The sequence below is a fragment of the Arthrobacter sp. AG1021 genome (genome assembly GCF_003633665.1).
GTDB classification, from domain to species: Bacteria; Actinomycetota; Actinomycetes; order Actinomycetales; family Micrococcaceae; genus Glutamicibacter; species Glutamicibacter soli.
This window is the reverse complement of the sequence record NZ_RBLB01000013.1, coordinates 1-19,120: the sequence shown is the minus strand read 5'-3', so window position 1 is coordinate 19,120 and position 19,120 is coordinate 1. Positions and strand designations below refer to the sequence as shown.

At 66.7% G+C, this 19,120-nt stretch carries 16 protein-coding genes, 1 pseudogene and 1 riboswitch; of the genes and pseudogenes, 13 read left to right on the top strand and 4 right to left on the bottom strand.

The window, feature by feature from the left end:
- Positions 1 to 14 precede the first annotated feature (14 nt).
- From DFO58_RS17465 to DFO58_RS17455, 3 genes are read left to right on the top strand one after another with little or no spacing between them, the layout of a single operon-like run.
- Positions 15 to 1,064, top strand: coding sequence for an iron ABC transporter permease (locus DFO58_RS17465; RefSeq protein ID WP_047119961.1), 1,050 nt, complete (start codon positions 15 to 17; stop codon positions 1,062 to 1,064).
- Positions 1,061 to 2,119, top strand: coding sequence for an iron ABC transporter permease (locus DFO58_RS17460; protein WP_120991865.1), 1,059 nt, complete (start codon positions 1,061 to 1,063; stop codon positions 2,117 to 2,119). The genes DFO58_RS17465 and DFO58_RS17460 overlap by 4 nt, the downstream gene beginning before the upstream one ends.
- Before the next feature lie 3 nt (positions 2,120 to 2,122).
- Positions 2,123 to 4,060, top strand: coding sequence for an SIP domain-containing protein (locus DFO58_RS17455; RefSeq protein WP_120991864.1), 1,938 nt, complete (start codon positions 2,123 to 2,125; stop codon positions 4,058 to 4,060).
- A gap of 87 nt (positions 4,061 to 4,147) precedes the next feature.
- On the opposite strand, the gene DFO58_RS17450 is transcribed toward DFO58_RS17455, so the two are convergent.
- Positions 4,148 to 4,636: a MarR family transcriptional regulator gene (locus DFO58_RS17450; protein ID WP_120991863.1), complete on the bottom strand. Its 489-nt coding sequence runs from the start codon at positions 4,634 to 4,636 to the stop codon at positions 4,148 to 4,150.
- 111 nt (positions 4,637 to 4,747) lie between these two features.
- Here DFO58_RS17450 and DFO58_RS17445 point away from each other — a divergent pair, with 111 nt between their 5' ends.
- Entirely contained in the window at positions 4,748 to 6,583 is a 1,836-nt protein-coding gene (locus DFO58_RS17445; protein ID WP_120991862.1) for an ABC transporter ATP-binding protein, read from the top strand.
- On the opposite strand, the gene DFO58_RS17440 is transcribed toward DFO58_RS17445, so the two are convergent.
- The gene (locus DFO58_RS17440) at positions 6,580 to 7,104 is read right to left on the bottom strand and encodes a MarR family winged helix-turn-helix transcriptional regulator (protein WP_120991861.1); all 525 of its coding nucleotides are present in this window, start codon (positions 7,102 to 7,104) and stop codon (positions 6,580 to 6,582) included. The genes DFO58_RS17445 and DFO58_RS17440 overlap by 4 nt on opposite strands.
- A gap of 159 nt (positions 7,105 to 7,263) precedes the next feature.
- On the opposite strand from DFO58_RS17440, the gene DFO58_RS17435 reads away from it, so the two are divergent.
- Both DFO58_RS17435 and DFO58_RS17430 read left to right on the top strand, forming a co-directional pair.
- Entirely contained in the window at positions 7,264 to 7,839 is a 576-nt protein-coding gene (locus tag DFO58_RS17435) for an NAD(P)H-dependent oxidoreductase (protein ID WP_053798680.1), read from the top strand.
- 137 nt (positions 7,840 to 7,976) lie between these two features.
- The gene (locus tag DFO58_RS17430) at positions 7,977 to 9,095 is read left to right on the top strand and encodes a glutathione S-transferase C-terminal domain-containing protein (protein WP_120991860.1); all 1,119 of its coding nucleotides are present in this window, start codon (positions 7,977 to 7,979) and stop codon (positions 9,093 to 9,095) included.
- Positions 9,096 to 9,110: 15 nt separating this feature from the next.
- Here the strand turns inward: DFO58_RS17430 and DFO58_RS17425 are convergent, their stop codons facing one another.
- Entirely contained in the window at positions 9,111 to 9,422 is a 312-nt protein-coding gene (locus DFO58_RS17425) for a hypothetical protein (RefSeq protein WP_047119954.1), read from the bottom strand.
- Positions 9,423 to 9,538: 116 nt separating this feature from the next.
- On the opposite strand from DFO58_RS17425, the gene DFO58_RS17420 reads away from it, so the two are divergent.
- Positions 9,539 to 10,429 carry an RNase H family protein gene (locus tag DFO58_RS17420; protein WP_120991859.1) on the top strand — a complete coding sequence of 297 codons (891 nt, stop codon included), beginning with the start codon at positions 9,539 to 9,541 and terminating at the stop codon, positions 10,427 to 10,429.
- A gap of 87 nt (positions 10,430 to 10,516) precedes the next feature.
- Here the strand turns inward: DFO58_RS17420 and DFO58_RS17415 are convergent, their stop codons facing one another.
- Positions 10,517 to 11,959, bottom strand: coding sequence for an APC family permease (locus DFO58_RS17415; protein ID WP_047119952.1), 1,443 nt, complete (start codon positions 11,957 to 11,959; stop codon positions 10,517 to 10,519).
- Between the two features lie 263 nt (positions 11,960 to 12,222).
- Between DFO58_RS17415 and DFO58_RS17410 the strand changes: the two genes are divergently transcribed.
- The 6 genes and pseudogenes from DFO58_RS17410 to DFO58_RS17385 form a co-directional block, all read left to right on the top strand.
- Complete coding sequence (locus DFO58_RS17410; RefSeq protein ID WP_047119951.1) at positions 12,223 to 13,380, top strand: serine hydrolase domain-containing protein; 1,158 nt, start codon at positions 12,223 to 12,225, stop codon at positions 13,378 to 13,380.
- Positions 13,381 to 13,390: 10 nt separating this feature from the next.
- Positions 13,391 to 14,179: an SGNH/GDSL hydrolase family protein gene (locus tag DFO58_RS17405; protein WP_120991858.1), complete on the top strand. Its 789-nt coding sequence runs from the start codon at positions 13,391 to 13,393 to the stop codon at positions 14,177 to 14,179.
- A gap of 106 nt (positions 14,180 to 14,285) precedes the next feature.
- A riboswitch (glycine riboswitch) is annotated at positions 14,286 to 14,383 on the top strand.
- Between the two features lie 165 nt (positions 14,384 to 14,548).
- Entirely contained in the window at positions 14,549 to 17,395 is a 2,847-nt protein-coding gene (gene gcvP, locus DFO58_RS17400; RefSeq protein ID WP_183043256.1) for an aminomethyl-transferring glycine dehydrogenase, read from the top strand.
- Between the two features lie 10 nt (positions 17,396 to 17,405).
- Entirely contained in the window at positions 17,406 to 18,527 is a 1,122-nt protein-coding gene (gene gcvT / locus DFO58_RS17395; protein ID WP_120991857.1) for a glycine cleavage system aminomethyltransferase GcvT, read from the top strand.
- Between the two features lie 59 nt (positions 18,528 to 18,586).
- The gene (gene gcvH / locus DFO58_RS17390) at positions 18,587 to 18,967 is read left to right on the top strand and encodes a glycine cleavage system protein GcvH (protein WP_113608166.1); all 381 of its coding nucleotides are present in this window, start codon (positions 18,587 to 18,589) and stop codon (positions 18,965 to 18,967) included.
- Positions 18,967 to 19,120, top strand: a pseudogene (locus DFO58_RS17385) (serine hydroxymethyltransferase); the annotation flags it as partial. The gene gcvH and the pseudogene DFO58_RS17385, both read left to right, overlap by 1 nt.

Below are 19,120 nucleotides of genomic sequence, written 5' to 3'. Positions count from 1 at the left end.
GAGTGTAGGAAGCAATGACCGCAACCGAAAGTACATTGCGCCCCGCAGCGCAACGTTCCGGCCCCGGGCTGGGAGGTAAACTCGGTGCCCTCGCGCTGCTGGTGCTGGTGCTGGCAGCTGCCGTCCTCGCTTCGCTGCTGCTCGGGGCCCGCAACGTCGGCCTGGACAGCGTGCTGGCCGCGTTGTCCAATGTCGACCCCGCAGACGGGGACCAAGTGGTGGTGCAATCACGAATGGCGCGCACCGTCGGGGCCATCGTGGTGGGCGCCGCCCTGGGCCTGGCCGGCGCCGGGTTGCAGGGGCTGACCCGCAACCCGCTGGCGGACACCGGGATCCTGGGCCTGAACGCCGGCTCCTCGCTGGCCGTGGTGGTTGTGGTCGCGCTCGCCGGGGCGGCCTCGCTGCCGCTGGTCATGGCGGCGGCCTTCCTCGGCGCGGCGCTGGTCATGACGCTGGTCTACGTGGTCGCCAGCGTGGGGCGCGAGGGCGCCACCCCGATCAAGCTCGCCCTGGGCGGTGCGGCGCTGGCCGTGGGCGTCGGCTCGATCACCAACACCATTCTGATGATCTCCAAGTCCACGCTGGATGAATTCCGCATGTGGCAGATCGGCTCGCTGTCCGGCGGAAGCCTGGAAACCTACCTGCTGGCAGTGCCGGTCATCGCCGTCGGCGCGCTGGTTGTGCTGTCCACCGCCCGCGCCTGCAACGCCGTGGCCATGGGCGAGGACACCGCGATCGCCCTGGGCATCAACGTGAACCGTGCGCGCCTGCTCGGCTCGGTCGGCGTGGTGCTGCTGGCCGGCACCGCCACCGCCGTGGCCGGGCCCATCGCCTTCGTCGGCCTGATGATCCCGCATGCGGTGCGCCTGCTGGTGGGCGGGGACTACCGCTGGATCATGCCCGCCAGCCTGCTTGCAGGGCCGATCCTGCTGCTGCTCGCGGACACCGCCGGACGGCTGGTCCTCCCGCCAAGCGAGATCCAGGTCGGTGTCATGTGCGCCATGCTCGGCGGGCCGATCTTCATCATCATGATGCGCAGCGGCATGAAGTCGGTGAAGCTATGAGCGCCATCGAGCAGTCCACGCGGCGGCACGAGCCGGGGCGGCCCACCGGCGTCGCGGCCCGCCGCTCCGCACGGGTGCGCATCGCGGCGCTGTGGATGCTCCTGGTGCTGCTGGCCACCGCCGCCGCCTACATCTTCTGGGGCCGCGACCGGCTCCCGGTGGACGAGGTCCTGCAGGTGCTGGGCGGGGCGAGCGTGCCCGGCACCAGCTTCATCCTTATGGAGGACCGGCTGCCGCGGCTGGTGGTCGGGGCGCTGGCCGGGGCCGGGCTGGGCATCTCCGGCGCGCTCTTCCAGCGCTGGCTGGGCAATCCGCTGGCCAGCCCCGACGTGATCGGCGTGGGCTTCGGCGCCTCGGCCGCCGCGATCGCCGCGATGATCGTCTTCGGCGTGAACGACTGGAAGCTGAGCGCCTTCGCGCTCGCCGGGGGCCTGGCCGTGGCCGCGGTGATCTACTGGCTGTCGGCCTCGGGTCAGCGCACCGGTTCCCGGCTGATCCTGGCCGGCCTGGCCATCGGGGCCATGCTGCAGGCGCTGATCCAGTTCCTGCTGACCCAGGCCGAGGTGAACACCGCCAGCGACGCGATGCGCTGGCTGACCGGTTCGCTGTCCGCCAGCACCTGGGAACGCGCGGCGGTGCTGGGCATCGGCCTCGGCGCGGCGGGAATCTTCCTGCTGCCGGTGGTGCTGCGGCAGCTGAAGCTGCTGGAGCTGGGCGAGGACGCCGCGGCGGCGCTGGGCTTGCACGTGGGACGGGCCCGCGTGCTGCTGGTCTTCACCGCGGTGGCCCTGGGTGCGATCCCCATCGCCGTCACCGGGCCGCTGGCCTTCGTTGCCTTCCTGGCCGGCCCGATCACCGCCGCGCTGTCCCGCTCTGCGATCCATGTGCCGCTGGCCGGGCTGACCGGTGCGACACTGGTAGTGGTCGCCAATTTCTTTGCCGCGAACCTGTTCGCGCAGATCAGCCTGCCGGTGGGAGTTATCACCGGCGCATTCGGCGCACCGTTCCTCATTTGGGTGCTGGTGCGCGCCAACTCTACTGGAAACGGGGGATAACCCATGGCCACTTTGCAGGCTAGCGGGCTGACCTTGGCCTACGACAAGGTCACCATCGTCGATGAATTGTCACTGGACATCCCCGCCGGGCAGGTGAGCATCGTGGTCGGGGCCAACGGCTGCGGCAAGTCCACGCTGCTGCGCGCCCTGTCTCGGCTGCTGAAGCCGGCCGGGGGACAGGTGCTGCTGGACGGTGCGGACATCCACTCCAAGCCGGCCAAAGAGGTTGCAAAGACCCTGGGTCTGCTGCCGCAGTCGCCCACCGCCCCGGACGGGATCACCTCCCGCGAATTGATCAGCCGCGGCCGCTACCCGCACCAGGGCCTGTTCAAGCGCTTCTCGGCCGAGGACGAGGCGGCGGTGAACCGCGCCATGGAGCTGACCGGCACCGCCGGCCTGGCCGACCGCCCGGTGGACGAGCTCTCCGGCGGCCAGCGCCAGCGCGTATGGATCGCCATGGCCCTGGCCCAGGAAACCGACCTGCTGCTGCTCGACGAGCCCACCACCTTCCTGGACGTGGCCCACCAGCTGGAAGTGCTGGACGTGGTCAGCGAGCTGAACCGCACCCGCGGCATCACCGTGGTCATCGTGCTGCACGATCTGAACCTGGCAGCCCGCTACGCCGACTATCTGGTGGCGCTGAAGGACGGCAAGATCTACGCCGCCGGGCACCCCACCGAGGTGGTCACGGAGAAGACGGTCAAGGCGGTGTTCGGCATGCCCAGCCGCGTCATCCCGGACCCGGTGGCAGGCACCCCGCTGGTGCTGCCCATCGGCCGCCAGCGTGTGCTGCGCACCGAATCGGTGCTCGCCGCCAACGGCATCTTCCGCGGCGACGCGCCGGTCAACGAGCCGCGGGCGCTGGCCGAAGGCCTGGAGCGGGACTCTGCGGTGATCGAGGAGGAGGCGCAGGCCGCCACCCGGGCCGTCGCCGAGGCGGACCCGAACCTCGCCCGCCCGGCGCGCGAGCATCTGCAGACCCTGGCTTTCCAGACCACGGTCCTGCGCAGCCAGCAGCTGTCCCCGTCCTTCCGCCGGCTCACCGTGGGCGGCGCGGACCTGGAGGACTTCGGCACCAACAGCCACCCGCTGGACATGCGCATCAAGCTGCTGCTGCCGCCGGAGGCAGGCTTCGGGCCGAACAGCGAAATCGCCAGCCTGCGCCCGGATGCGCTGACCAGCCCGGCCGAGCAGCTGGGCTGGTACCAGCGTTGGCTGGCCATCGACCCCGCGCAGCGCGGCTACATGCGCACCTACACCGTGCGCGCGTTCCGCGCAGCCGGGCACCGCGACAACCTGGGGACGACCCCGGAGCTGGACATCGACTTCGTGCTGCACGGCAAGGTGGTGGACGGGCGGCTGCAGGGCGGTCCTGCCACCGAGTTCGGCGACCGCGCGCAGCCGGGCGACCCGCTGCTGCTGCTGGGTCCGAACAAGGCGTTGACCGACGACAGCTATGGCGGCATCGAATTCCGCCCGGGTGCCGCGTCCCGCATCGTGCTGGCCGGCGACGAGACCGCGGCCCCGGCCATCTGCGCGATCCTTGAATCGCTGCCGGCCAACGTCACCGGTCACGCGCTGATCGAGGTGCCGGAAACCACCGACATCCTGGGCACCACCACCCGCTCGGGCATTTCCGTGCAGTGGCTGACCCGCGGCACCGCGGAGCACGGCTCGCTGCTGCGCGACGCGGTCCGCGGCGCCGTGGCCATCCCGGGTGCCGGCGTGGTGCAGACCACCGCGGACCCGGAGGACATCAACGTGGACGAGGACATCCTGTGGGAAACCGGCCAGGCCCAGTCCGCCCCGTTCTACGCCTGGATCGCCGGGGAGGCTGGCACCGTGAAGGAGCTGCGCCGCTACCTGGTGCGCGACGCGGGCATCGACCGCAAGCAGGTGGCGTTCATGGGCTACTGGCGCCGGGGCAAGCAGGAGAACTAGCCTTCCTCCGCACGCTGGAAGGGGCTCCCGCCCGCCGGAAACATCGCCGGCAGGCGGGGCCTCTGCGCATTCCACGCCGGGACGGGGTCAGTTGGCGGTCCGGTCTGCGGTGCCCGGCTTGCAGGTGCCGGTGCGCGGAGGGCGGGGGTTCTCTCGGTTCAGGATGCCCAGCAGACGGGTGAGCTCCTCGCGGTCCTCGGCGCCGAGCTTGTCGAAGTAGCCGTCCATGCTGCTCTTGCGCAGCGCCGAGAGCTCGCCGAGCAGCTCCCGGCCGGCGTCGCTGAGCACAATCAAGGTAGCGCGGCGGTCGCCCGGATCGGGGGTGCGGAGCACCAATGACTTGGCAGCTAGCTGGTCCACCACCTCGGTGGTCGAACGCGCAGCGATGTGCAGGCGCTCGGCCAGCTGGGAGTTGCGCAGCCCCTGCTCCTCGGCGCGGCCCAGGATGGACAGCACCCGGGACTGGTGCGGGGTGACGCCCGCGGGGATCAGGCTGTCGCGCCAGCGGCCGCGGATGGTCCGGGACGCCTGCAGGAATAGATCGGTCAAGTCAGGCTTGGACTCATCGGTGTGCATAGGGTCAAGGATAGTGTGTTTTCCCGAACAGTTTCAAGATGTAACCACATAGTGAGGTAACCTCTGCTATTCTGTAATCCACAGTGGAACAACCAGTGGAAGGGAGCACCCATGCACCCGATGGCGCCAATGGGCGGCGGAAGGCCGCCGGCTTCGGCGGCGCGCAGCGCCGACGACAAGAAGTGGCTGGCTGAGCACCCGGTCTCCGTCAAGCGCATCGCCGCGCTCTTCCGCCCGCATCTGGGCACGGTCATCGTGGTGGTGCTGCTGATCGTCGCCTCCTCGCTCATCGGACTGGCCCAGCCCTTCATCATCCGCGAGCTGATCGACGTCGCCATCCCGAACCGGGAGGTGGACTTGCTGCTCGCCGGCGCCGGGGGACTGGTGCTGATCGCCCTGGTCTCCTCGGTGCTGGAGGTGGTCCAGACCTGGCGCGCCACCCTGATGGGGCAGAGGGTCATGCACGGGCTGCGCACTGGGCTCTTCACCCACCTGCAGAAGCAGTCGCTGGGATTCTTCACCAACTCCAAATCCGGCGACGTGCAGTCGCGGCTTATCAACGACGTTGGCCAGATGCAGTCGGTGATCACGAACTCGGCGACCAGCATCGCCTCCAACCTGACCACCGTGGTCGCCACGGCCTGCGCCATGGTCGCGATCTCCTGGAAACTGAGCCTGATATCCCTGGTGGTGCTGCCGCCGGCGATCATCCTGGCCCGGCAGACCGCCCGGCTGCGCCGCGCCGTCACGGGCCGGCGCCAGCGTGAAATGTCGAACCTGACCTCGCTGATCGAGGAACGCCTGAGCATCTCCGGGGTGCGGCTGTCCAAGATCATGGGCACCGGCGCCGCCGACGCGTCGGCTTTTGCGCAGTCCAGCCACCGGCTGATCGACCTTGAAATGAAAAGCGCGCTGGCCGGACGGTGGCGCATGGCGGCCATGAGCATCATCTTCGCGGTGATTCCCGCGGTCCTGTACCTGGTGGCGGGGCTGCCGGCCACCGGCGACGGGATGAGCATCGGCACGCTGGTGGCCTTCACCGGGCTGCAGGCAGGCATCTTCCGGCCTGTCATGGGGCTGATGCAGATCTCGGTGCAGTGGATCTCCGCGATGGCGCTGTTCGGCAGGGTCTTCGAATACCTGGATACCGACCAGGCGCTGCCGCTGCCGGAGCATCCGCGCCGGCTGGATCCCGCGGCGATGCGCGGGGAAGTGGTGCTGGAGCGGGTAGGTTTCCGCTACCCCGGGGCTGCCGCGCCGACGCTGGAGGCGCTGGACCTGGTGCTGGAACCGGGAACCATGACAGCGGTGGTCGGGGCGACCGGGGCGGGCAAATCCACCATGGGCTCGCTGCTTCCGCGGCTGCTGGATCCGACCTCGGGGCGGGTGCTGCTCGACGGGGTCGACCTGCGCGAGCTGGACCCCGAGCAGGTTTCCCGGGCGGTGTCGGTGGTGGCGCAGGAAAGCTACCTGCTGCACACCACGGTGCGTGAGAACCTGTTGTGGGCGGCGCCGGGGGCCAGCGAGGCCGAGCTGTGGCAGGCGCTGGAAGCGGCGCAGATCGCCGAGCTGATCCGCTCGCTGCCCGACGGGCTGGAAACCGCGGTGGGCCAGCGCGGACACCGCTTCTCCGGCGGGGAACAGCAGCGCCTTGCCATCGCGCGCACCATGCTGCGCCGGCCCAAGGTGCTGGTTCTCGACGAGGCGACCAGTGCGCTGGATACCGTCACCGAGGCGCTGGTGCAGCAGGCGCTGGACGAGCTGGCGGTCGGGCGCACTACGCTGCTGATCGCGCACCGGCTGAGCACGGTGCTGCGGGCCGACCGCATCGTGGTGCTCGATAGCGGGCGGATTGTCGAATCCGGAACCTTCGCCGAGCTGGTGGAGCAGGGCGGGCGCTTCGCCCGGCTCGTGGCGAACAGCGAGTTCGCCGACAGGGTCGGCTAGTCCTCTTCGCAGTCCTGCGGGCCGCCGGGGACGGACGCCTTGCAGGACGGGTCGGACTCGCAAGTCTCCAGGGCGCCGAGGATCTTGGGCAGCGCGGTTTCGAGCGCTGCGCGTTCGTGCTGGTCCAGCGAGTCGAACAGCTTTTCGCGGATGAAGGTGACGTGGCTCGGGGCGGCTTCGCGGATGGTCTTCCATCCGGCCTCTGTCAGTTCGATCTGCTGCCCGCGGCGGTCGGTTGAATCCGAGCAGCGGGTGATCATGCCCTTGGCTTCCATGCGGCGCAGCAGGTGGGACAGTCGCGAGCGGTCCCAGCGCAGGTTGTCGGCGATGTCCGCCGGGCGCAGGGAGGTGGCGGGTCCTTCGGAGAGCACCGCGAGCACCGAGTACTCGCCGGTCTGCATGCTCGAATCCACGCTCAACTGGCGGTCCATGGCGCTGGGGAACTGCCACAGGAACTCGCGGATAATCCGCCAGAGGGCCTGTTCCTTCTCATCGAGCCAGCGGGTCTCATCGGCAGCCATGCGTGGGCGCTCCTTCTCTACGTGGCGTACCCGGCATGCTGCGGGTCCGCGCTCATTTGTTGACGTATCAATTATCTCTGGTATTATTGGATTTAGCAAGAGTTGCTGACGCATCAACTAAAGAGTTCGGCGCACGAACTTCCCCAAGGAGAAAATACTATGTCGAAGATCGCCATCGTTACCGGTTCTACTCGTCCAGGCCGCAACAACATCAGCGTTGCCCAGTGGGTGCTGGAGCAGGCGCAGGCATTCGGCGGCGCCGACTTCGAGCTTGTAGACATCGCGGACTTCAACCTGCCGGTGCTGGACGAAGCCTTCCCGGCCGCCTACCAGAACTACCAGGGCGAGCATGCCAAGGCCTGGGCCGCCAAGATGAACGAGTTCGACGGCTACATCTTCGTCACCCCGGAGTACAACCACTCGGTCTCCCCGGCGCTGGCCAACGCGCTGAGCTACATCAACGTCGAGCTGAACAACAAGGCCGCCGGCCTGGTGGGCTACGGTTCGGCCCTGGGCGCCCGCTCCATCGAGCACCTGCGCGGCATCCTCTCCGAGCTGCAGGTAGCCCACGTGCAGAAGACCGGCCTGTTCTCCCTGTTCACCGACTTCGAGAACTTCTCGAACTTCAAGCCGACCGCGGAGGGCGCCGCTTCGGTGCAGCCGATGTTCGAGCAGCTGCTGGCCTGGACCGAAGCCATGAATTCGGTGCGCGCCGCCGCATCCGTCAGCGCCTAATTGCACGCTGCCTGAACGGCCTAGCGTTCAAGTGCAAACGGCGGGAAGCTTGTACCAGGCCTTCCCGCCGTTTGCCGTATCACCCGAGAACTTGCCCCAGAGCGGGCAACCAAGCCAAAGATTGTGGAGGATCGAGCATGTCGCAGGACTATTCAACCAAGGGCGCGTACGTCACGGGCAGTGAATTCACGCGCGATACCAACTACATCCAGGACCGCATCGTTGCCGATCCGCGGCCAGAGGCGTTCTCCCACGGGGAGCCGGTAAGCAAGATCGGGCACCCGAATGCGGCCCTGGGCGAAGGCGCCCAGCTCTGGCAGGTCGAAGCAGGGCGCTACCGCTTGGTGGCCGCCCGCGCCTGCCCGTGGGCCAACCGCACGCTGATCGTGCGCCGCCTGCTGGGCCTGGAGGATGCGATTTCGGTGGGCCTGCCAGGTCCGACCCACGACGTGCGCAGCTGGCGGTTTGATCTGGACGAGGGCGGCAAGGACCCGGTGCTGGGCACCGAACGCCTGCAGGAGAACTACTTCAAGCGCTTCGCCGACTATCCCCGTGGCATCACCGTCCCGGCCATCGTGGACATCCCCAGCGGCGCGGTGGTCACCAACGACTACCCGCAGATCACCTGGGACTTCTCCACGCAGTGGAAGCAGTTCCACCGCGAAGGAGCCCCGGACCTGGTCATGGAGGACCAGCTCGACGAGATGCTCCCGCTGATCAAGCGCATCTTCACCGAGGTCAACAACGGCGTCTACCGTGCGGGCTTCGCCGGTACGCAGGCCGCCTATGAGGACGCCTACGACCGGATCTTCACCACCCTCGACTACCTCGAAGAACGCCTGGCCACCCGCCGCTTCCTCATGGGCGACTACATCTCCGAAGCCGACGTGCGCCTGTTCACCACGCTGACCCGCTTCGACCCGGTCTACCACGGACACTTCAAGGCCAACCGCAACAACCTGATCGAGATGCCGAACCTCTGGGGCTACGCCCGCGACCTGTTCCAGACCCCGGGCTTCGGCGACACCGTGGACTTCGAGCAGATCAAGGACCACTACTACAAGGTCCACGAGGACATCAATCCAACGCAGATCGTGCCCAAAGGCCCGGACCTGTCCAACTGGCTCGAATCCCATAACCGCGACGAGCTGGCGGACAACGGCCCATTCCTGGGCGGCACCGCTCCGGGCGAAGTCCGCACCGAGGAACGCGTCGCAGCAGGCCACAACCCGCTGTACCCGCTGGAAGGAAAATAGCCGGCAGCGGCCGGGCTACCTCTTGAAGTCGAAGCCCTGCTGCTCGCACGCCGCGGCAAACGCCTCGTCGTCGGTGATCACGGGCTGACCTGATGCATCTGTCGATACCGCGTTGCGGATCGAATCGGTGGAGGCCGCCGAGCCATGCTCGGCGGCCTTTTGCCGATTCGTCTGCCCGATATCGCCCGGGGCGGTCAGGCTGCCGCCGTAGTGGATGCACGCGGTGCTGCCCTCGGGATCGCTGCGGCGCAGGTCGTCGGGCGACGGACCCGAGCAGGCGGCCAGGCCCAGGGTCGCAACAACGAGGAGCGGCAGAATCTTTTTCACAGTTCACCATCCTACGGACCATCGCCAGCGCCGCGGCGTTGGCGCGGCGCAAGGACTCCGGAGCCTTCGCACGTCTCTTTAGGCGGCGGGGGAGGTCAGGTGGCAGGATTAAAGCCATGACGATCACCGCAGCGGCAGACGGATCAGCCCTAGGAAACCCCGGCCCGGCAGGCTGGGCCTGGTACATCGACGAGGCGAACTGGGCCTCCGGCGGCTGGGACCATGGAACCAACAACATGGGCGAGCTGCAGGCGGTCCTCGAACTCTTCCGCGCCACCGCCCAGTACCCGGAGCAGGAACTGAAGATCCTGTGCGACTCCCAGTACGCCATCAACTGCATCAGCAAGTGGATGCCGGGATGGAAAAAGCGCGGCTGGAAAAAGGCCGACGGCAAACCGGTGCTGAACCAGGAGATCCTCAAGGAATTGGATGCGGCGATCAAGGACCGCAAGTACACCTTTGAATGGGTCAAGGGCCACGCCGGGCATGACCTGAACGAAGCTGCCGACGACCGTGCCCGTGCCGCCGCCACCGCGCACCAGCAAGGCACTGCGCCGGACCCGGGCCCCGGTTACACCGCCGGAGCGGCATCTGCCGCGGCAGCTTCCACCGCAGCCCCTGCCGCCCCCGCTGAAGCAACCGCTCCCAAGTCCGCCCAGGATACGGCTGCCACGATCTATGAACTTGAACTGGGCTTCCTCGACCCGCAGATCCGCACCAGCTTCGCCGAGCTGAGCGATTTCCTGCATCCGGGATACCAGGAAGTCACTCGCGGCGGGGGGCTGCTGGATGTCGCCACGGTGCGCACCCAGCTCGAAGCCGGGGCGCAGCTGCCTGCCACCGGCGAGGTGCAGGTGCTCACCGCCCGCGAGGTCGACAGGGATCTGGCCCTGCTGGCCTACCGCATGAAGGTCGAGGGCTTGCCGATCCTCGTGGTCTCCTCATGGTGGCAGCGCACCGAGAGCGGCTGGAAGCTGCGCTTCCGCCAGGAAACCGTCCAGCAGTAGCCGCAAGGCGATGGGCATCCCGCCCCAAACGGCGAAGGCACGAACCCCGCAGGGTTCGTGCCTTTGCCGTTTTGCCGGGGCGGATTGCTAGAAGTGCCCCGAGGAGATGTTGCCCTTTTTGTAGTTGATGCGGTTGGCCAGCCAGTTGACCGCCCAGAGCGCGACGCCAAGGGCCAGCAGCAGCCCCGCAATCTCATACTGCACCCAGTCCGCGCGCGAGCGGGCCCATGGCCCGATCAGGAAAGCGCTGGTGGCGGCGCCGAGGATCGGGATGATCGTCGGTGCGCGGAAGGAATCCTCCGGCGCCTTGTCGCGGCGCAGCACCAGCAGTGCGATATTGACCATCGTGAAGACCACCAGCAGCAACAGGGCGGTGGTGCCGCCGAGCGAGCCGACGATCCCGCTTTCGGTATCCAGGTTCACGTAGACCACCAGCGCGATGGCCAGCAGCGTGGTGAAGATGATCGATAGCGTCGGGGTGCGACGCTTGGAATGCACCTTGCCCAGCACCTGCGGCAGCACACCCTGGCGGGCCATGCCGTAGAGTAGGCGGCTGGCCATGAGCATGTTCATCAAGGCGGTGTTGACCACGGCGAAGACCGTCAGGAACGGGAAGATCGCGTCCACCGGCAGGCCCGGGGCGCCGATGCGCACGACATCGAGCAGGATGCCCGCGTCAGGATTCTTCGGGTTCAGCAGGTCGCCGGTGGGGATCACCATGATGATGGTGACCGCGACGAGCATGTAGATCACGGCGCAGATGCCCAGGCTGATGAGCATGATGCGCGGGAAGGTCTTGTTGGGGTTCTTGGTTTCCTCGACCAGATTCACCGAATCCTCGAAGCCGACCATCGCGAAGAACGCGATGGCGGTGCCCATGGTGACCGCTGCGAACAGGCTGCGGTCCTCGGGGGCCTCGAAGACCACCAGTCGGCTGATGTCGCCGTGGCCGCTGGCGATGGCGCCGATGCCGATGGAGATGATCACTGCCATGATGCCCAGGGAGATCACCGTGAGCACCATGTTGAACTTGACCGATTCCCCGACGCCGCGCAGGTTGATCAGGGCCAGGATCACGATGATCGCGATGGCGGCGAACATACCGGCTTCGGGTGTGGTCGGCACGCCCTCGATGAATTGGCCGAAGCCGATCAGCAGGTTCTGCCCAACCAGGGTGGCCGAGGTCGCGGCGCTGGTGATGCCGGAGCAGGCCACCGTGAAGGCCACCAGAAAGGTGACGAAATGGATGCCGAAAGCCTTGTGGATATACAAAGCAGCGCCCGCCGCGTGGGGATACTTGGTGACCAGCTCCATGTAGCTGAAGGCGGTCAGCGTCGCAATGGCGAAGGCGATCAGGAACGGCAGCCAGGCGGCGCCGCCGACCTGTCCGGCGACCTTGCCGGTGATCGCGAAGATGCCTGCGCCGATGATGTCGCCGATGATGAGGAACATCAGGAGTTTGGGGCCGATGACCCGCTTGAGTTCGGCGGGTTGTCCGCCTGGAGTTGAGTCTTCTCGGGTTGCAGTCATAGGCGGATGAGCCTTTCCAATCTTCGATTCGAGCTGAAGAATGCGACATATTTTGTCGTCGTCTATTCAATGGGCGAAATCGATCACTATGCTAACAGCAATAAATGCTTGTCGTTCCGGCCTTTTTCGGAGGTTATTCCTCCGTTTATTGAGAATGGCTCTTTGAGGAACTTATGGTTCAGGCATGATTTCGCCGGAGAACGCGAATTTCCGCTGCGGCTACTAGTGTTAGTTGCAAAGAGACATGCTTTCGAAGGATTTAGATGGAATCGGTCATAACTGACGACTTTGCCCCGCTCGCGCAGGCGCTGCAGGACCGTGCCGCAGTGGAGGACGGCTACTCGGCGCAGCTGGCCGTGTACCACCGCGGCGCCCTGGTGTTGAGCCACAGCGTGGGGGAGCACCTTTCGGGGGATGCGCTCACCTGCGTGTTCTCCTGCACCAAAGGGCTCAGCGCACTGGTCATCGCCCTGCTGGTCCAGGACGGGCTGATCGATCCGGTCGCCCCGATCACCGACTACTGGCCCGAATTCGGCACCCACGGCAAGGGCAAACTGAGCGTCGGGGAAGTGCTCAGCCACCAGGCCGGAGTGCTGGGCGTCCCCGGCGGGGTGCCCAGTCAGGTGTTGCTGAACTCCTCGGAATATGCCAAGATCCTCGCCACCATGCCGAGCATCTGGCCGCTGGGCCAGAACATCGTGGGCTACCACGCCATCACCATGGGTGTGCTCATGGAGGAACTGGTCCGCCGGGTCACCGGCAAAGAGCTGAAAGAGGTCTTCGAGGAACGCATCCGCAAGCCCCTGGGTGTGGACGCGTATATCGGGCAGGACGACTCGCTGGAACCGCGCTACCGTGACGTGCTCCCCGCCGCCCCGGCCGAACCGGCATTCTTCGACCCCTTCTCCCCGGCAGGCCTGGCAGTAAACTCGGCCTCCGGGTTCGCGCTGGACAGCGGTCCGGTCTACAACTGGCACGAGCTGGCCAACTCCCGGCAGGTCCGTAGGCTCGGCCCGGCCTCCATGGGCGGCGTTGCCGATGCCCAGTCGCTGGCGGCCATCTACGCGGCCTCCTTCGGCCCGGTGCCCTCACTTGGCGCCGCCCGGGGGTTCCTGAGCGAGGACACCTGGTCCCGGGTATCCGCGGAGCTCGTCTACGGGCACGACCGCACCAACGGGCTGCTCCAGGCCTTTGCCCTGGGATTCATGAAAGCCACCGCCCGCAACGACTACGGTTCGATCTTCGCCTACGGCCACGACGGGGCGAACTCCTCGCTGGCCTTCGCCGATCCGGCCTACCAGCTCGGCTTCGCCTACATTCCGTCGCGCAACGAGGGCGAGAAGAGCATTTCCACGGGCGTGCAGCTCAGCCAGCTGGCGCGCCAGGTGGTTATCGGCAAAATGATGCAGGCCAAGGGCTAGGAGGAAGAGCATGGCAAAGTTTCTGGCAATGGGGGACTCCTTCACCGAAGGCGTTGGCGACGACGATCCGCTGCGCCCCAACCAGGTGCGCGGCTGGGCGGACCGGGTGGCCGAGGTGCTGTGCGCCCGCGGCGACTGGGAATACGCGAACCTCGCGATCCGCGGCAAGAAGATCGGGCAGGTGATCAACCAGCAGATGGACCAGGCGCTGTCCATGAAGCCCGACGTGGTCTCCCTCTACGCCGGCGGCAACGACATCCTGCGGCCCAAGGCCGACCTCGAGGCGCTGATGCGCAGCTACGACAGCATGGTCAAGCGCTTCGCCGATGCCGGGATCACCGTGCTGCTGTTCACCGGCTTCGACACCGTCGACTCGCCGCTGTTCTCCAAGACCCGCCCGCGCACCGCGATCTACAACGAAAAGGTGCGCGAGATCGCCGACCGCTACAACACGCTGGTCGCCGACTACTGGCGTTGGCGCGAATTCTCGGACGTGCGCTACTGGGCCGTGGACCGCCTGCACATGGGCACCGCCGGCCACACGCTCATGGCCGCCAAGGTGCTGGATGTGCTCGGAACCCATGGCGTCACCGAGGGCAATTGGTCCTCCGACATCGAAGTTCCGGTGCTGCCAGCGGCTGCGGTGAACGCCCCCGGTCAGAAGCTGCGCCAGGACCTCGGCTGGGCCCGGGAATACCTGGCTCCATGGGTCAAACGCCGCCTGACAGGCACTTCCTCGGGGGACAGCCTGAGCGCAAAATACCCGGACTACATCCGGCTGGGCGCGGAAAGCAGCTAGCGCGCGTCATGCAGGGGCTCCGGGGCCGAAAGATTGTTTGCAGTTGGCCCCGGGGCGGGTACCATGGGAGGTGTGTTGTGGATCATTGGCCCGCAACCGACGCCGTAGAAGGATGGCGGGAGAGTCCCGTTCACACCATGGACGGGCGCCGTAGGAGCAATTCCTCCCCAGGAAACTCTCAGGCACCCGTACCGCCATCAAGAGGCAACTCTGGAAAGTAACCGGCCTGTTCCGGTTCACCGAAGGTGCAAGCAACCGGTTTGGTAGGCCGGCTGCGTAAAACTCTCAGGTTGTGCAACAGGGATGGGGAGGGACAGCGACCTTCCTTTGGCATGCGCCAAGACAGATCCCCATGGAGACACCTGCACCATGACCATCACGCAGACTTCTGCTAACACGAACAGCGAATTCGTGTCCCGCCATATCGGCCCGCGTCAGTCCGACGTCGAGACCATGCTCCAGACCCTTGGCTACAACAGCCTGGACGAGCTGATCGACACGGCAGTTCCCGCCGACATCCGCCAAGATGCCGCTCTGGACATCCCGGATGCACTGACCGAGACCGAGGCACTGGCCCACCTGCGTGAGCTGGCGTCCAAGAACGTCATGAAGACCCAGATGATCGGCCAGGGTTTCTACGACACCATCACCCCGGCAGTCATCCGCCGCAACATCGTCGAGAACCCGGCCTGGTACACCGCCTACACCCCGTACCAGCCTGAGATCTCCCAGGGCCGCCTCGAAGCCCTGCTGAACTTCCAGACCATGGTCATGGACTTGACCGGCATGCCGATCGCCAACGCCTCGCTGCTGGACGAATCCTCCGCCGCCGCCGAAGCCGTGCTGATGATGCGCCGCGCCAACAAGAAGAAGTCCAACGGCAAGACCGTGCTGGACTCCAATATCTTCCCGCAGACCATCAAGGTCGTGCAGGGCCGTGCCGATGCGCTGGGCTTCGAGGTCGAGGTCGCCGACCTGTCCGCAGGCTTGCCGGAAGGCGACATCTCCGGCATCGTGCTGCAGCAGCCGGGCAACGACGGCTCGATCGCCGACCACGCCGAGGTCATCGCCGCCGCCAAGGCCGCCGGCGCGATGGTCACCGTGATCGCCGACCTGCTCTCGCTGACCATGATCGCCGCCCCGGGCGAGCAGGGAGCCGACATCGCGGTCGGCAGCACCCAGCGCTTCGGCGTGCCGCTGTTCTTCGGCGGCCCGCACGCCGCCTACATGGCCGTGGCCAAGGGACTTGAGCGTTCCATGCCGGGCCGCCTGGTGGGTGTCTCCACCGACGACGCCGGCACCAACGCCTATCGCCTGGCCCTGCAGACCCGCGAGCAGCACATCCGCCGCGAGAAGGCCACCTCCAACATCTGCACCGCCCAGGCGCTGCTGGCCATCTGCGCCTCGATGTACGCCGTCTACCACGGCCCTGCAGGCCTGAAGCAGATCGCCACCCGCGCCCACAACCACGCCCGCGTGCTGGCCAGCTCCCTGGTCGCCGGCGGCTTCGAACTGGCATCGCAGGCCTTCTTCGACACCGTGGTCGTGACCGTCAAAGACGCCGAGGAAGTCATTGCAAAGGCCAACGATGCAGGCATCAACCTGCGCAAGGTCTCCGGCACCCAGGTCGGCATCTCCACCGACGAGACCACGACCTCCGCCACCGTCAAGGCCCTGGCCGGCGTCTTCGGCGTGGAACTGTCAGCACCGGAAGGCTTCGAGATCCCCGAGGGCCAGGTGCGCACCAGCGCCTACCTGACCCACCCGATCTTCAACACCATCTCCTCCGAGACCCAGATGATGCGCTACCTGCGCCGCCTCTCGGACCGCGACCTGGCCCTGGACCGCACCATGATCCCGCTGGGCTCGTGCACCATGAAGCTGAACTCGGCCGCCGAGATGGAATCCATCACCTGGCCTGAGTTCGCCTCCATCCACCCGTACGCCCCGGCAGCGCAGACCGCCGGCTGGCGCGAGCTGATCACCGACCTGGAAGGCCGCCTGACCGCGATCACCGGCTACGCCGGCGTCTCCATCCAGCCGAACGCCGGGTCCCAGGGCGAGTACGCAGGCCTGCTGGCGATCTCCGACTACCATGCTTCGCGCGGCGAGTCGCAGCGCAACGTCTGCCTGATCCCCGCCTCGGCCCACGGCACCAACGCCGCCTCGGCAGTGCTGGCCGGCATGAAGGTTGTGGTCGTCAAGACCGCAGCCGACGGCACCATCGACGCCGGCGACCTGGATGCCAAGATCGAGGCCAACAAGGACGTGCTGGCCGCGATCATGATCACCTACCCGTCCACCCACGGCGTGTACGACGCCGACGTGCGCGAGGTCTGCGGCAAGATCCACGACGCCGGGGGACAGGTCTACATCGACGGCGCGAACATGAACGCCCTGGTGGGTCTCGCCCAGCCGGGCAAGTTCGGCGGCGACGTCTCGCACCTGAACCTGCACAAGACCTTCTGCATCCCGCACGGCGGCGGCGGTCCGGGCGTCGGCCCGATCGGCGTGGGCGAGCACCTGGTGCCGTTCCTGCCGGGCGACGCCTCGGGCACCTACTCCGAGCGCGACGGCGTGCCAGTGGTCGCCACCGCCTTCGGCTCGGCCGGCGTGCTGCCGATCTCCTGGGCCTACATCGCGATGATGGGCGGCGAGGGCCTGACCAGCGCCACCAAGCACGCGATCTTGAACGCGAACTACATCGCCAAGCGCCTGAATGAGCACTTCCCGATCCTGTTCACCGGCAACAAGGAACTGGTTGCGCACGAGTGCATCCTGGACCTGCGCGAAGTCACCGCCAAGACCGGCGTCACCGCAGAAGACGTGGCCAAGCGACTGATCGACTTCGGCTTCCACGCACCGACCCTGGCTTTCCCGGTCGCCGGCACCCTGATGGTGGAGCCGACCGAGTCGGAGGACCTGGCAGAGATCGAGCGCTTCATCGAAGCCATGATCACCATCCGCCAGGAAATGGAAGAAGTGCTGGCCGGCGTCTACGAGCTGGCCGAATCCCCGCTGCGCCGTGCCCCGCACACCGTGGCGGCAGTGGTCAACAGCGGTTGGGACCGCAAGTACACCGTCGAGCAGGCAGCCTTCCCGGTCGCCAGCCTCAAGGTGGACAAGTACTTCCCTGCTGTGGGCCGCATCGACGGCGCCGGCGGCGACCGCAACCTCATCTGCTCCTGCCCTGCTCCAGAAGCCTTCGAAGACTAGGAACATCGCAATGACTGAAACCATCACCAAGCACACCGCGCTGCACGGCAAGCACGAAGCCCTGGACGCGAGCTTCACCGACTTCGGCGGCTGGGACATGCCGCTGAAGTACGGTTCGGAACTGGCAGAGCACAAGGCGGTGCGCTCCACCGCGGGCCTGTTCGACCTGTCCCACATGGGCGAGGTCTGGGTTTCCGGCCCGCAGGCAGCCAGCGCGCTGAACACCGCGCTGGCCGGCAACTTCGCCCTGATGAAGGTCGGCAAGGCCAAGTACTCGCTGATCCTGAACGAAGCTGGCAAGATCATCGACGACCTGATCGTCTACCGCATGGAAGACGAAAAGTACCTGGTGGTGCCGAACGCCGGCAACGCCCCGGTGGTCGCCGCCGAGCTGGCCAAGCGCGCCGAGGGCTTCGACGCGCAGGTGCAGGACGCTTCCGCTGATGAATCGCTGATCGCGGTCCAGGGACCGAACGCCGAGGCCATCGTGGCCAAGCTCGCCGCCGACGAGGCCGGCGCAGCTAGCGTCACCGAGATGAAGTACTACTCGGCCGCCTACACGAAGCTCGGCGGGGTGGACGCCATCCTGGCCCGCACCGGCTACACCGGCGAGGATGGCTTCGAGCTGATCATCAAGAACGCCGACGCCGCCGGCCTGTGGGACACCATCGTGGAGATCGGCAAGGACCATGAGCTGGTTCCGTGCGGCCTGGCCGCACGCGACTCGCTGCGACTGGAAGCCGGCATGCCGCTGTACGGCAACGAGCTCTCGCTGGAGCGCACCCCGTTCGACGCGGGCCTCGGCGCGGTGGTCTCCTTCAAGAAGGAAGAGGACTTCGTCGGCCGCTCCGCGCTGGAGGCAGTGCGCGAGCAGACCCCTGCCCGCAAGCTGGTGGGCCTGAAGGGCCTGGGCAAGCGCGCAGGCCGCGGCGGCTACGCCATCGTCAAGGACGGCGCCGTCATCGGAGAGATCACCTCCGGTCAACCTTCGCCGACCCTGGGCTACCCGGTCGGCCTGGGCTACGTCGATGCGGCCTTCAGCGAAGTGGGCACCGAGCTGGAAGTCGACCTGCGAGGTAAGACTTTGCCATTTGTTGTCGTGGAACTGCCGTTCTACACGCGCGCCAAGTAACGTTGAACAAAGAGGGCATAGCCTAACGCCCCCTATTTCCCCTTGGGAGAGGAAAAATCGTGAGTAAAGTTCTGTCATCGTTGCGCTACTCGGCCGAGCACGAGTGGATCGACGCATCGTCCCCAGCCAAGATCGGCATCACCCAGATTGCTGCCGACGCGCTGGGCGACGTTGTCTACGTAGACCTGCCAGAGGTCGGAGACACCGTCACCGCCGGCGAGACCTGCGGCGAAGTCGAGTCCACCAAGTCGGTCTCCGACCTGTACTCGCCGGTCACCGGCACCATCGTCGAGGTCAACCAGGAAGCAGCGGACAACCCTGCCATCCTGAACGAGGATCCATACGGCGCAGGCTGGCTGTTCACCGTCGAGGTCGAGTCCGAAGGCCCGCTGCTTTCCGCAGCCGACTACGCAAGCGCGAACGGTGGAAACGTCGAGTAATGAGCAACAAGACTTATGAATCACTGGCACCGGCATCGCTGACCCAGTCCCTGGCCGAGCTGGATCCGGAGGTGGCGCAGCGGATCGATGCTGAGCTGGCCCGCCAGCAGCGCGGCCTGGAAATGATCGCCTCGGAAAACCACACGGCCCAGG